11 protein-coding genes are annotated in these 12,856 nt (G+C 54.5%); 8 read left to right on the forward strand and 3 right to left on the reverse strand.

The window, feature by feature from the left end:
- Positions 1–238 precede the first annotated feature (238 nt).
- The 4 genes from GWE18_RS09085 (at position 239) to GWE18_RS09100 (ending at position 4,507) form a co-directional block, all read left to right on the forward strand.
- Complete coding sequence (locus GWE18_RS09085; protein ID WP_275185415.1) at positions 239–1,300, forward strand: Gfo/Idh/MocA family oxidoreductase; 1,062 nt, start codon at positions 239–241, stop codon at positions 1,298–1,300.
- Positions 1,297–1,767 carry an acyltransferase gene (locus GWE18_RS09090; RefSeq protein ID WP_275185416.1) on the forward strand — a complete coding sequence of 157 codons (471 nt, stop codon included), beginning with the start codon at positions 1,297–1,299 and terminating at the stop codon, positions 1,765–1,767. The genes GWE18_RS09085 and GWE18_RS09090 overlap by 4 nt, the downstream gene beginning before the upstream one ends.
- A gap of 37 nt (positions 1,768–1,804) precedes the next feature.
- Positions 1,805–2,905 carry a DegT/DnrJ/EryC1/StrS family aminotransferase gene (locus GWE18_RS09095; RefSeq protein WP_275185417.1) on the forward strand — a complete coding sequence of 367 codons (1,101 nt, stop codon included), beginning with the start codon at positions 1,805–1,807 and terminating at the stop codon, positions 2,903–2,905.
- A gap of 237 nt (positions 2,906–3,142) precedes the next feature.
- Positions 3,143–4,507: a hypothetical protein gene (locus GWE18_RS09100; protein ID WP_275185418.1), complete on the forward strand. Its 1,365-nt coding sequence runs from the start codon at positions 3,143–3,145 to the stop codon at positions 4,505–4,507.
- A gap of 279 nt (positions 4,508–4,786) precedes the next feature.
- On the opposite strand, the gene GWE18_RS42250 is transcribed toward GWE18_RS09100, so the two are convergent.
- Complete coding sequence (locus GWE18_RS42250) at positions 4,787–7,207, reverse strand: glycosyltransferase (protein ID WP_342804241.1); 2,421 nt, start codon at positions 7,205–7,207, stop codon at positions 4,787–4,789.
- Between the two features lie 269 nt (positions 7,208–7,476).
- Here GWE18_RS42250 and GWE18_RS09115 point away from each other — a divergent pair, with 269 nt between their 5' ends.
- Positions 7,477–7,848, forward strand: coding sequence for a hypothetical protein (locus GWE18_RS09115; protein ID WP_275185419.1), 372 nt, complete (start codon positions 7,477–7,479; stop codon positions 7,846–7,848).
- Positions 7,849–7,880: 32 nt separating this feature from the next.
- Here GWE18_RS09115 and GWE18_RS09120 read toward each other — a convergent pair whose 3' ends face one another.
- Complete coding sequence (locus GWE18_RS09120) at positions 7,881–9,188, reverse strand: O-antigen ligase family protein (protein WP_275185420.1); 1,308 nt, start codon at positions 9,186–9,188, stop codon at positions 7,881–7,883.
- A gap of 213 nt (positions 9,189–9,401) precedes the next feature.
- Positions 9,402–10,301: a class I SAM-dependent methyltransferase gene (locus GWE18_RS09125; RefSeq protein ID WP_275185421.1), complete on the reverse strand. Its 900-nt coding sequence runs from the start codon at positions 10,299–10,301 to the stop codon at positions 9,402–9,404.
- A gap of 337 nt (positions 10,302–10,638) precedes the next feature.
- Here GWE18_RS09125 and GWE18_RS09130 point away from each other — a divergent pair, with 337 nt between their 5' ends.
- The 3 genes from GWE18_RS09130 to GWE18_RS09140 all read left to right on the forward strand — a co-directional run bounded on the left by GWE18_RS09130 (position 10,639) and on the right by GWE18_RS09140 (position 12,853).
- Positions 10,639–11,280 carry a winged helix-turn-helix transcriptional regulator gene (locus tag GWE18_RS09130; protein ID WP_275185422.1) on the forward strand — a complete coding sequence of 214 codons (642 nt, stop codon included), beginning with the start codon at positions 10,639–10,641 and terminating at the stop codon, positions 11,278–11,280.
- Positions 11,277–11,792 (forward strand): transcriptional activator RfaH, encoded by a 516-nt coding sequence (locus tag GWE18_RS09135; RefSeq protein WP_275185423.1) that lies wholly within the window; start codon positions 11,277–11,279, stop codon positions 11,790–11,792. The genes GWE18_RS09130 and GWE18_RS09135 overlap by 4 nt, the downstream gene beginning before the upstream one ends.
- Before the next feature lie 104 nt (positions 11,793–11,896).
- A complete protein-coding gene (locus GWE18_RS09140) occupies positions 11,897–12,853 on the forward strand; it encodes a Gfo/Idh/MocA family oxidoreductase (protein WP_275185424.1) in 957 nt (318 codons plus the stop codon).
- Positions 12,854–12,856: the final 3 nt, after the last annotated feature.

The raw sequence follows: 12,856 nt of genomic DNA on the forward strand, positions 1-12,856 counted from the left end.
CCGATCGGTAGATGTGATCTGACGGCTTGACGCCGCGCGACGAAGTTTCGGTAAGGGCAAGCCTTGACCGGGTGGTTCCCGCTCCGTCATGGACATACAAGATATTGAAAGTGATGGCGGCTTCAGCTATCCGGTGTGCTGGCCGGTCAGATCATGCCGGTTCTACAATCGTTGGGACAACGCACGATACCAGGATAGGTCGTCGGGCGCTCTTCGGCGCGAACCGCAAAGGTGATGCATGATCAAATTTGGCTTGCTAGGCTGCGGACGCATTGCGAAGCGCCACTCAGATCTTCTTGGGGGCGGCCACATCCCTGGAGCCGAGCTCGTTGCAGTCTGCGACGAGGTGCGTGAACGCGCCGACGCAATTGCTGCGAAGTTTCGCGTGCCGGCATTCTACGATATCAATGATTTTCTAGCCCAAAATGATATCCAGGCGGTGTCGGTGCTTACACCCAGCGGCATGCATCCAGCTCACGTCATTGCCGCGGCCAAAGCGGGCAAGCACGTTATCGTCGAGAAGCCGATGGCTCTTCGTCTTGAAGACGCTGATGCTATGATCAGTGCCTGTGACGCAGCGGCAGTTAAGCTGTTCGTCGTCAAGCAGAATCGATTTAATGTACCCGTGATCAAGGCGCGCGAGGCGCTTGACGCCGGTCGGTTCGGTCGGCTTGTGCTAGGTACCGTGAGAGTGCGCTGGTGTCGCGATCAAGCCTACTATGATCAAGATAAATGGCGTGGAACTTGGGCATATGACGGTGGCGTTCTGGCCAATCAGGCCAGTCATCATGTCGATATGCTGGAATGGTTTTTTGGTGACGTGGTCAGCGTGCATGCTCGCGCGACAACAGCGTTGGTGAATATCGAGACCGAAGATACCGCAGTTGCGACGCTACGATTCAAGAATGGTGCACTCGGAATTATTGAAGCGACAACGGCGATCAGGCCTAAGGATCTAGAAGGCTCGTTGTCTATACTGGGGGAAAGAGGAGCTGTCGAAATTGCAGGCTTTGCTGTCAATAAGATCCGGCACTGGCAATTTGCAGAAGAACTTGCAACAGACAAAGACGTGATGGAAAAGTTTTCCGTCAATCCGCCGAACGTTTACGGCTTTGGTCATCAGGCGTATTACGAGCATGTCATTAGATGCCTCAACAATCAGAGTTCCGCTCTGGTTGACGGTCTACAGGGCCGCAAAAGTCTCGAGCTGATATCCGCGTTGTATGAGTCAATTGAGACGGGCAAAGAGGTTTCGGTGAATTTCGTTCCGCAGTTGTGTCGCCTTGGAGAGTTGCCATGAGTGACCCGGAGATTCGACGCGTATGTGTGCGTGATGATGTGCGGTTCGGCGCTCGTGTAAGCATTGTAGAACCTTGTAATCTCTACGGCTGCGAAATTGGGGATGACTGTTTCATCGGCCCCTTCACCGAGGTTCAGAAAAGTGTGCGCATCGGCGCACGCACACGAGTTCAGTCTCATGCTTTCGTTTGCGAGCTTGTCAATATCGGCGATGACTGTTTTATCGGTCACGGGGTGATGTTTGTCAACGACACGTTTTCCACTGGGCGGCCGGCTGGCGGTCGCAAAGAGTTGTGGCGCTCGACGACGATCGGAAATCGCGTCTCCATCGGATCCGGCGCGACTATTCTTCCGGTCAGAATTTGCGACGACGTCGTAATCGGTGCGGGTGCCGTCGTTACAAAGGACATCACAGCATCAGGATCTTATGTTGGAAATCCGGCGCGACGTATGCAGCCGCTTCCGTAGCGCGTCATTATTGGATATCTGAAAGAAAGTTCTGCCGATGGCAGTGCCCTACGCCGATCTTCATTTACAGTACGAAAGCATCAAATCAGAAATCGATGCCGCCATTGCGGCTGTCATTCGTGACAGTTCGTTCATTCGCGGGCCCTATGTGGATGCGTTCGAGCGTGCGTTTGCGGATGCTGTTGATGCTTCTCACTGTGTATCTTGCGCGAACGGCACTGATGCACTCTACATCGCCATGGCTGCGCTGAAGGTAAAGCCGGGGGATGAGGTCATCACGACCGCACATTCATGGATCAGCACTTCGGCCATGATCACTCATTCCAATGCCACCGTGGTGTTTTGCGACACAGATGCCCAGACATTCACCATAGATCCGGCTGCGATTGAAGATGCTCTCACTCCGCGCACAGTCGGAATCGTTCCGGTCCATCTTTACGGCCAACCCGCTGACATGGGTGCCATCATGGCAATCGCTCGTAAGCACGGCCTGTGGGTGATCGAGGACTGTGCGCAAGCACATTTAGCGCGGTACGAAGGCCAGCAGGTCGGCACTTTTGGTGATGCTGGGACATACTCGTTTTATCCAGGTAAGAACCTCGGCGCGATGGGCGATGCCGGTGCGATCGTCACCAGTCGCTCCGATCTCGCTGAGAGGATGGCGATGCTGGCGCGACACGGCGGGCTGCTGAAGCATCAGCATCGGATAGAGGGAATTAACAGCCGTTTGGATGGTCTGCAGGCCGCAATTTTATCCGCGAAGCTGCCGCATCTGCCGCGTTGGACACGAGCCCGCCAGGCTGCTGCGGCGATCTATGACACCGGTCTCAGTCAGATTGAGGAAGTTGTTGTGCCACAGATCGCTCCTGGTCGCACACACGTCTATCATCTCTACACCATTCAGCATCCGCAGCGCGATGAACTCGCCGCTCATTTGAAGGGAAACGGCGTGCAAACCGCCATCAACTATCCCATTGCGTTGCCGTTTGTGGAAGCCTATCGGCGTTTGGAGCTTCGTCCCGAGCAGTTTCCGAATGCCTACTTGCATCAGAGCCGCATTCTGTCGTTGCCGATGTTCGCCGAAATCACTGCCCAGCAGCAGAAGACCGTAGTCGATCTCATCCGCGCCTTTGGGTAGTCATGACTGTCCTCGGGCGATATCGGCCGAGAGCCGTGTGAGATATTTTGGGGAGGGCGGTTTCCTTTCTTGCCGGCGCCAGATGGAATTCGATGGTCATTGGTTATTCGCGGGTGACTCGTTCATCACACCAAGTCTGGTTGCATCTTTGCTGGCGTTATTCACTGACTGAACAATCTTATCGCGCGCCTTCATCCGGAAGCGGGTGACATGGCGTTCTTCTAGCGGAAGGTCATAATGCTAATAGCCAGCTATGTTGCCGCCGCGTTGGCCATGTGTGGAGCGGGAGTTTATCTCTACCTAAGGCTCCGCTTGTTTCTAACCGCAACAGTCATGCTACTGGCATCATTGCTGCTGATCTATGGACCGGCTTATCTCAGCTTCATACTGTCATCAGGCGAAAAGGCGATGATGATCTACCGGCTGTCTGGCTCAATGGGAGGCAAGTCCGTTATTTTCAGTATCATTCAGGCCGCTTCTCCGGACTTCGACGCTATACTTGTTGCGATGAATCTCTCGATGGCATTGATGTTCGTAGGTGTTATCGCGGGAATCGATATTGTCGATCGCCTCATACCAAATCGGATTGCGGCCATGCAATCTGCCCTGACCGGCTGGAATTCGCAGCCGTTGAAAGACAACGTCGGCGGTAGTTGTGCATTGTTGATCGCTGTCGGCGGCCTCACCCTATTCTTGGCTTGGATATCCATCAAAGAGAACCATATCGGTACCATCAAAGCGTTTCTGTCGATTACCGGGGATGAAGCAGAGAGAGTCGCCTATCGACTAAATAACGGCGGCAGTCCGAATTATCTCTACCGCTTGATCTTGGGAGCGGTAGCACCGATGTTGGTCGTTTGGGGATTTCTTTCGGGTTGGGTCAACCGTTCCTGGACGCTGCTTGTGGCAGCGAGTTTGCTGTTCTTCGCTGTAATGATCGGAAAGTGTGAAACCCTCAGCAAAGCCCCGCCGGCGTTCTTTCTTCTTCAATTGATCTTGGCAGGATTGCTTGTCTTCCGCAATAAATTGACTTGGCGCAGTGGACTCGCTGTTTTGCTCGCGATCACTTTGATATTTTACATGATCATCAGAATGACGATATCGGCCTACGACAGTTTCGGCGTGTTGGGGTTTCTGTACTACCGGGTCTTTGAAGTGCCGAGTGAGTCCGTTCTGGAAACGTTCGGCACATTTCCCTTCCGATATCCTCACACATGGGGCGCCAATATTCGGCCACTAGCGATGATAATGGGAGTCGATTATACACCCGCATATATCATAGCTTCGCAGCTCTGGCACAATACGAAAGATGCAACCAGCAACGCGCTATTTATTGCAGACGCCTGGACAGATTTTTCGTACGCTGGCGTCATCGTCTTTAGCATGCTTGCAGGCGCCATATGCCGTTCGATCGATGCAATCTATCTGGTGAATGGCAAGACAGTGCTCGCGATCTCAACAATGGCCGCGGCGTTCCTCGGTATCTTTGCGTTGCTGGTGAGCGCTCTGAACACTGCTCTCTTTTCGGGCGGACTACTGCTCGCCCCACTCTTGGCGGGTGCCCTGGTCAAAATACTGAGGCGTCTCAATCGGATTACGTGATCATCAAGTCCGGTCGGCAGTAGTTGATCTAAGCGACTTCGCCAGTATCATCAGCAGCCCATCCGCGGCGCAAAAATCCAGCGCAACTTCGTCAAGAGAAAACGAGGTACGCAATCCAGGTCGGTGGCTAACAATGAATCGTTTTCATAACGACGTCTTTGCTGGAGAAACGATTCCGTCATTATGGCAACGCTGGTTCCTTTGACGAAAAATTGCGACTAACGTAAAATGTCTTCACAGACGTGATTACAGAATCAACGCCGTTTGGCGCTACAGATCTCAATCTGTTCGGGCGCCGGCCTGCTTTCCGAGAAGGCGATCCATGAGCTCATTGTAAGATCTCAGCGCAATCTGCTTTGTGTACCGCGGAGCGACTGCAGCCGCGCGTCTACCTTTCTCTAGGGGCTTGCCGGCGGTCGAGGCGGCAAGCGTCACGGCTTGTGCAATCGAGGCGGGCGCCTCGGGTTCCACCACCCAACCCAGATCATGTTCCCGAACGAGCATAGCCGCTTCTGCTTCGGGCTCTGAGCAAATGATGACCGGCCGCCCAACCGCAAGCAAATTATAGATTCGGCTGGGCACAGACACGCCAGTATTGTTCTTGCGGTAAGGGATGATCCAGACGTCAGCGGCCGACAGGAACGTTTCAAGTTCTGTTTCGGGGACACGCTCTATCAGCGTCACATTGGATAACGGAGAAGCGGCTTGCTTTTCCTTCAATTTGGTCCAACCGACGCCTTCGCCAGAAAGCAGAAAATGTATGCCGACATTGTCTCGTAATATTCGAGCGGCTTCGAAGACGGATTCCGGATCGTGGGTAAATCCCGCAGTGCCTGACATGGCCACCAAGAATTTGCCTCCGCAACGGCGGCGATAGGGATTGTCAGCGTCGATCTCCCGATAGCGCACGGGAAGCGTCGCCCAATTCGGAATCAAGCTAATCTTTTCTTCAGTCATGCGGGGGTAGGCCATCAGTATCGAATTCATATCACGCCCAATTGTAACGATGGCGTTGAGCCCCTGGAACATCAACTTGTTTGCCCATCGCATCATTCTCGTCACCATCGAGGTGGGCCGTAAAAACCCTGCCATGACCAGTGAATCCGGATAAAAATCGTAAATAATGAGCGCTACAGAAGCCCTACGTAGTCGGGCCGCCAACGTTACGGCATACGGCACGGTGAACGGCGTCGTGACGCAAAGAACAGCGTCGTCACGCCGGCTGTGCTTGATGACGGAAAGAAAAACTTGCACAGCGAACGTGAGAGCGGCGAGCGATCGTGAGACCAGCGCAGATTTCCTCGGCCACCAGCTTCTTAATTCGATGACAGTGGGTTCGTGTGATTTCGGCGTCAACTTTGAGCCGGAGTTTGGAGTTCCCGACAGGACGATTACGTCGCTTTCCAGCGCAAGTGCTTTAGCAATGTCGGTCATGTAACCCGACGTGGTGCTGGGAAAGGGTGCGTAGTGTTGAGTGACGAGAAGAATGCGTCCAGCCCGCGCCGACGCTTCTGTCTGAAATTTCGAAGTATCCGGCGCTCGATAAGTGCGATTGGAATGGTCTAGAACTCGCTGATCGTAGAGTGCGACAATGGCCTTGCCGATAATTTTCGCTGACAGCTTGTTGACGACCATCTCTCTCGCAGCCTGTCCATAACGTGCTCGCAGTGGAAAGGAGGTCGCGAGGCGTAAAATGGCGTCGGCTAATGCCGACGGATCCTCGATCGGCACCAAGAGCCCTGTCTGTTCATTGAGTACGATTTCGCGACAGCCTGGTGCATCAGCTGCAATCATAGCCCGTCCGCAAGCGGCCGCTTCCAAAAGGCTCATTGGCAAGCCCTCTCGGTGCGAGGGCAGCACCGCAATATGACAGCGTCGCCAGAGCGAAACGATATTGTCGATGTGCCCGAGCCAGGTAATTCCTGGTCGGCGACTCCATTCCCGCGCTTCCTCTAGTCGAACGGAAGTCGGATTTGCTGGGTCAGGGTTACCGGCAATTATCAGATTTATGTCATGCCCCTGGTCACGCAAGATACCATGAGCCGCTACCAGCGCCCTAATACCCTTGTCGGTCAAGAGGCGCCCTGCAAAACCTATTGTAATTGGGCCATCGGGCTCCGGCAGCGGCTTTAGGACATCAGTGTCGACGCCTGACCCGGGAATCAGAGTTATGCGCTGCCGATCTATTCCAAGAGACTCGAGGGATGACTGATCATCCGGGTTTTGAACGAGCACTAGGCTCCGCTCGCTATTTAGAAGCCTGGGCAGCAGCGTTGCCATGCTCCGCTTAAGTAGCCGCGTTCTCCAAGTCATTGATGTAAAGATATAGCCCAGTCCGGTTATCGCGTTTACGACTGAGATCGCTGTTCCGTATGCCGCGATCGAGCCATAGACGCAGCATTGGAGCCCGGAGTGGTGAACAATTAGCGGCTTGATCTTTGTTTCAACGCGTCGAAGCGCTGCGATGGTAGGAATTGCGGAAAATGGTGATAATCCGCCGCGTCGGAAGGGGATCTTGTGCAGGGTGAAGCCTTCCGCCTCAATAGCGTCTGCTCCCTTATCGACGCGTGTCGCTACATGCACCTCGAAGCCTGCTTCGCGCGCTGCTCGGGCCATCGGTAGCCGATTGAGCAAGAAGGCGAAGTCCTCGTTGACGACATATAGTATTCGTCGGCGCGGCGCAGCGGTTTCCAAAGTCATCCAATTCACATCGATTGATTTGGCCTGAGTAGTCCCGGGACTGTTTTAGTCAGGCGCCGCTTCAGGCGGCATCGACCCTTGAACAGGGGCTATACAGCTCGGAAATCTTCTAAGAGTAATTCCTATTGTGCGCAAGCCACTTAGCTAAATGCCACGCTCGCATCTGGCATTCGGAAGGGCTAATCTTTGCCGTATATTCAGATTCGGCAGCTTGGATCACGCCCTCCGAAGGTGGGTAGACTTTGAGGTATTGGCGGGCTTCAAAAGCGATGACCAAAATAGTAGTGGGATGCGCAACGTTGGTCTTCGCCGCAATCTTCCGCGCGGAGTTATCCCTCGCGGAAGGCCGCTCGAAAGCCTATTTGAACGATATGAGAATTATGGCTTGCATTACAGCTCAGAATGCTGTGCGCGCGCATTTGAAGGGTCAAGGCCGGGTCAGTTTTGAAAGCTGTGCGTCCAATAAGTTCGAGATCGATCTTGCAGCTGACGATCGCGACTATAAGGTGTTCGGCTACGCCACCATATCGGCTCCCAACGTTGCTTTAGCGACTAAGCGCTTCTATGTGCGTATTAATCACGACCCTGGCTCGTATGGAGATTGGGGCTTCGAAGTGACAAGCGTCGAAATCGATCCTTGATTACGTGCGATCGGTTCAATGCTCAGTGGCTCTTAGGTATGCGACGAGGCGACGATTGGTCGATGCGGCGTGGCTTCTGCAGTCCGTTTCAGAGCAATAATTCCAACTGTCAAGGCGAGGAAAAACTGCAGCACGTATGTATAGGCGAATGCGCCAGAAATTTCCGAGCTCACTAGGCTAAAAACATATATTGCGACCACGGATCTCTCCGCGGGAGAAAATGCAGACCAGCGGCGCAGCGACGTAATGATTGGCCAAAGCGTTAGCGTGCTGAACAGCAGCAACCCAACAATTCCCGCTTCGTAAAGTAGTTCCAGGCCCATGTTGTGGGGGTAATGCTTGGACCCTTCGGTAGGATGAAGGAGCCAATCCGGCGAACCGAATCCTGCATCGACTGGATACATTCCGATGCCCCGCCCGAATAGTAGCCGATTCGGTTCGCTCACGATGCGGTGCCAAGTCTGTTTCCAAATCGGCAAACGGAATCCGGGATTGGAGTCCTGGAGCTCTCGGATGGTCCGAGAGACCGCGTCTGGCGCCGTTGCGTCCACGGCAATTTGGTTTGGCGCGTGCTGGGAAAGCATCCCTAATACGATCGTCGCAGCCACGACGACAGCTGCGGCAGTTAGCAACGCCACTTTCCTCGAATACGCCCAAAGCGTTGTAAAACTCAGGAAGACGAGACTGCTCGCCAGCGCGACCAATGCCGTTCGGGCGGCGATATGAAACAGGAACAGCAGCACGATCGGCAGTGCACTCATTGCGAGGGTCTGCGTGATGCGATTCGATGCCAATCCTAGTGCTGCAAGTATGCCGACGCCGAGCACGAAGCCGATATTCTGATGGAAGGTAATGTAGATTGCCGGAACGCCGATTCCGAAGATGTCGTCGACGTTGATGCCAGTTGTGACGCCGCCGAACCGCAGTGCATGCAGGGCTAGCACCGCCACATAGATCGTCGCCATACCCAAGAGCACCAGCAGGACCATCTTCGGCGCACGCGCTGCAGAAAAGCCAAAAATCAGAACGAGCCCATGGATGATTAGTATGCCCAAAAGGTGCGTCGCCGGCACTGCAGCGCGGGAATACACTAGGAAGCTTACGACGACGACCGCGTAGAACAGGGCGGCCACAATCAGAGCGCCTCGGACATAACGGGCGCCGACGAAGATCGGAGGCCAAATCAGGGCAACCAGAACAAGCCCGGCTACGACCGAAGCCGCAAAAATCGCTGTCGAGCCTATCAGATAGAACGGTACGAAGGTCTTCGCGAGGACCGCCACCGTAACTGTGACGGATGTCCATCTCGCGATGGTTGGCGCGTTGTATCTAACCTGCATGTTGCTCTATCGGTTCGCCGAACAAGTCGAGGGCTCCTGCGTCCCATGATCCTCGATTGTCAGGCTTATGCCGGATTGAGACGTCGATGAACAGATCGAGTTTTCCTTCGAGAATGGGGCTAAGAGGTTCTGCGCCGCCGCTGTAAAGCGACACCACCGAGCCGGAAACGAGCCTCAGCTCTGATATCAAGTCAACGGCAGGTTTCGGATTGTCTATGATCGTGCTGGTGATAAAGAATTCACAGAGTGGCTTTGCGAGTCTGCGTTGTAGCGTTTTTTACCGATGGCACACCAATAGGGCACTTTGTCTGAAAAGCGAATCTCCTCAAACCCTGCGTCAGCCAGCATCTGCTCGATCTGCCCTCGCGTGAACCGCTGCTCAAGCCTGGTACAGAACCGGTCGTAGGCGTCGGTGCGCATCACGTAGAAGTTTCGATCGCGATAGGACTCGAGCGGAATGGCAGCAGGAGAAAACCCAGCGCGCTCAACCAGCGCTGCGAAACGCGCCAAGGGCCAATAGATCACAACCGCGATGATCTGGCTAATCACGAGCCGCAACCTTGGCGGCAACGGCGAAATGATCATCCGGAAGAGATTGCTGAAACGCCAAACCGCGCGATACCACCATGATCGGTTGTCGAGCGCGTAATAAAGGTAAACTAAAAAAGGCGCGCCAACCTTCAGCTTGGTTGCGATAGCGCGGATGGCCGCCATTGTATCTGGCACGTGATGCAAGACGCCAAGCGAGAACGCGAAATCGAGGGAGTTATCGTCAACCGGCATATCACCGACGCTCGCGAGATGAAAGCTGACGTTGGTGGCATGGGCGAGATTCTGCCGCGCGACGGCGAGGGCGTCTGCGCTTGCATCGAGGAGATGAAGATGACCGACCTTTTGAGCGACCATGACCGACCAGCGCCCGCTGCCGCAACCCACGTCGATGCCAACCGGATGGGGCGGCAACTCGCTCCACGGAAAGATGTGGAAGTAGGACCGGAAGATCGCCTCACGGTCCGCCGGCAAAAATTCGCTTTCACCCTGTCGGAAGGTCGACCACTCATGACCGAATCCGGCCGCGACATCCAAATCAATATTTTTTGTCACGTCGTTCATCGCATGCCATTTCGGGCCGCTTCAAAGCGGCTATGAGCATGCGAGTGGGTTTGCACGAATGAATTCCTGTCGAAACTGGCGTGGTGCGCTAAGCAACTTGCATTTTGGTGTTTGTTTTGGCGTACAGCCTTGAGCCAAAGCGCGCAAGATTCCAGGTGCGATGAGATTTAGAAATGGGGCGAATTTATCGACGAGGACGGGACGTGGGACTTCGATTGCTTGTTTGCCAACAGTTATTTATAAGTAATGTCAATGGCTTGTATTGTTCATGCTATGAACGATGGACTTGACGTTCACGTCATGAACGCGCTATTACCGCCGCCAGCGGGAATTTTCCATGGATCGTGTGTTGTTAAACGAGAGCGGGGAGGACGAAAGGATCGTCCTCAATTTGCTCAATTCTGTCGATGATGGCGCTCAATCGCAACGCCGCATCGCCGAGGAACTTGGAATCGCACTAGGCCTCGTTAACGCCTACCTCAAACGATGTATCAAAAAAGGTCTCGTCAAAGTCAGCCATGCGCCGGCGCGCCGCTACGCCTATTACCTGACACCGCAAGGCTTCGCTGAAAAGTCGCGCCTAACGGTGGAATACCTGTCGTCTTCGTTTTCATTTTTCAGACAGGCCAAAGCTGATTGCACGCGAGTCTTTCAGATGGCTAGGGAACAGAACTTGCAAAACCTCGTGCTCTGCGGAAAGTCGGATTTGGCCGAGATTGCCATCCTATCGGCTGTTGACTGTGGGGTCTCGATCGTCGCCATTGTCGATCAAAACGCCAATGAGATGCTCTTTGTCGGAAAGCAAGTTGTTTCTGACTACGACCGTTTGGTAGTTTCATTTGACGCCGTCGTCGTCACCGATGTCGTCAACGCCCGCCGGGCGTTCGATGAAGCCGTGCGGCTCTACGGACCCGGGCGTGTGCTCGCTCCAAAATTGCTGGGCTTAAATGTCTCTGAGCGTCGGGGTGCGGAGCAATGAGTATCGCCAAACTCGATGCATGGTACGTTGTTCAGACGCAGATTAATGCTGAAGCGAAAGCGGCGCGCAACCTGGTGCGGCAAGGATTCGAGGTGTACTTGCCCCGTTACCTAAAACGCCGTAGCCATGCTCGCAAGATCGAGAAGGTTGCCGCGCCGTTGTTCCCGCGCTATCTATTCGTGCGAATAGACATGACGACGCAACGTTGGCGCTCAGTTCAGTCCACGTTTGGCGTGTCGCGCCTTGTATTGAATGGCTCCGGCCCGGCACCAGTGGCGCAGCAAGTTCTTGACTTGCTGCAAACGCGCGAAAACGAAAACGGCTACGTAAAGCTGGACCAGCGTCCAAAATTTGCGCGGGGAGAGAAGGTGCGCGTATTGGCGGGCGCTTTCGCAGAAAATTTGGGATTGTTCGATGGGCAGGCTGATCGCGATCGAATTGCGATCCTGCTTGACCTGTTGGGGCGTAAGGTTCGGGTCTCGATCGAGGCCGATATGGTTGCGGCTGCCTGAGGCCGCCTGACGCGCGGGTAGCCCCGCACCAATTTGAATATGCTGGTCTGGTGACCCCGAGTCACCCGGACTGCGGTAGCTTAGAAAAACCACGTCTCGGTTTCATGGGTGATGTCCAGATGACTACATTCGCGCTGATCGGAGCTGCCGGATATGTCGCGCCTCGTCACATGAAGGCGATCCATGTTGTCGGTGGCGATCTGAAGGTTGCCTATGATCCGAACGATTCTGTTGGAATTCTCGACAGCCATTTTCCGGACACGCATTTCTTTACCGAGTTTGAGCGGTTCGATCGGCACGTCGACAAACTTCGGCGCCGCGGCGAGAAGATCGACTATGTGTCGATCTGCTCGCCGAACCACCTGCACGATGCGCATTGCCGCTTCGCCTTGCGGTCTGGGGCGGATGCCATCTGCGAGAAGCCGCTGGTTCTCAATCCATGGAACATCGACGGCCTTGCGGAGATCGAGCGTGACACTGGACGTCGAATTTCCACTATCCTTCAACTGCGGCTGCATCCCGCCATCGTCGCGCTGCGCGAGAAGTTTGCAAAGAGCAATGAGCGTCACAAGGTTGACCTGACCTACATCGCGTCGAGAGGGCGCTGGTATCACGCTTCGTGGAAGGGTGAGGACGCTAAATCGGGTGGCGTTGCGACCAATATCGGCGTGCACTTTTTCGATATGCTCAGCTTCGTGTTCGGTCGTGTACAGCGGAATCAGGCCCACCTCCGCGAGCCAGAACGTGCGGCCGGCTTCCTCGAGTGCGAGCGTGCCGACGTGAGTTGGTTCCTTTCGGTCGATCGCAACGATTTGCCGGAAAATGTCAAAGGCAAGAAAACGACATTCCGTTCGATCACGGTAGACAATGACGAGGTCGAATTTTCGGAAGGCTTTACTGATTTACATACCCGCAGTTACGAGGAGATCGTCGCAGGACGCGGCTTCAGTCTAGACGAAGTGCGTTCGTCGATCGACATTGTCTCCACGTTTCGAAATGCACCAGTGACCAGCGGCGATGGCCTTATTCATCCATTCGCAAGAAAAGAGCGTCGCGCTTGACCG

The organism is Bradyrhizobium sp. CSA112, from assembly GCF_029051645.1.
In the GTDB taxonomy this organism is placed as follows: Bacteria; Pseudomonadota; Alphaproteobacteria; order Rhizobiales; family Xanthobacteraceae; genus Bradyrhizobium.

Bases quoted from the DNA above. Each gene is read 5' to 3' on its own strand.
- GWE18_RS09085 (WP_275185415.1), top strand. From the start codon at position 239: ATGATCAAATTTGGCTTGCTAGGCTGCGGACGCATTGCGAAGCGCCAC.
- GWE18_RS09090 (WP_275185416.1), top strand. From the start codon at position 1,297: ATGAGTGACCCGGAGATTCGACGCGTATGTGTGCGTGATGATGTGCGG.
- GWE18_RS09095 (WP_275185417.1), top strand. From the start codon at position 1,805: ATGGCAGTGCCCTACGCCGATCTTCATTTACAGTACGAAAGCATCAAA.
- GWE18_RS09100 (WP_275185418.1), top strand. From the start codon at position 3,143: ATGCTAATAGCCAGCTATGTTGCCGCCGCGTTGGCCATGTGTGGAGCG.
- GWE18_RS42250 (WP_342804241.1), bottom strand. From the start codon at position 7,207: ATGACTTTGGAAACCGCTGCGCCGCGCCGACGAATACTATATGTCGTC.
- GWE18_RS09115 (WP_275185419.1), top strand. From the start codon at position 7,477: ATGACCAAAATAGTAGTGGGATGCGCAACGTTGGTCTTCGCCGCAATC.
- GWE18_RS09120 (WP_275185420.1), bottom strand. From the start codon at position 9,188: ATGCAGGTTAGATACAACGCGCCAACCATCGCGAGATGGACATCCGTC.
- GWE18_RS09125 (WP_275185421.1), bottom strand. From the start codon at position 10,301: ATGAACGACGTGACAAAAAATATTGATTTGGATGTCGCGGCCGGATTC.
- GWE18_RS09130 (WP_275185422.1), top strand. From the start codon at position 10,639: ATGGATCGTGTGTTGTTAAACGAGAGCGGGGAGGACGAAAGGATCGTC.
- GWE18_RS09135 (WP_275185423.1), top strand. From the start codon at position 11,277: ATGAGTATCGCCAAACTCGATGCATGGTACGTTGTTCAGACGCAGATT.
- GWE18_RS09140 (WP_275185424.1), top strand. From the start codon at position 11,897: ATGGGTGATGTCCAGATGACTACATTCGCGCTGATCGGAGCTGCCGGA.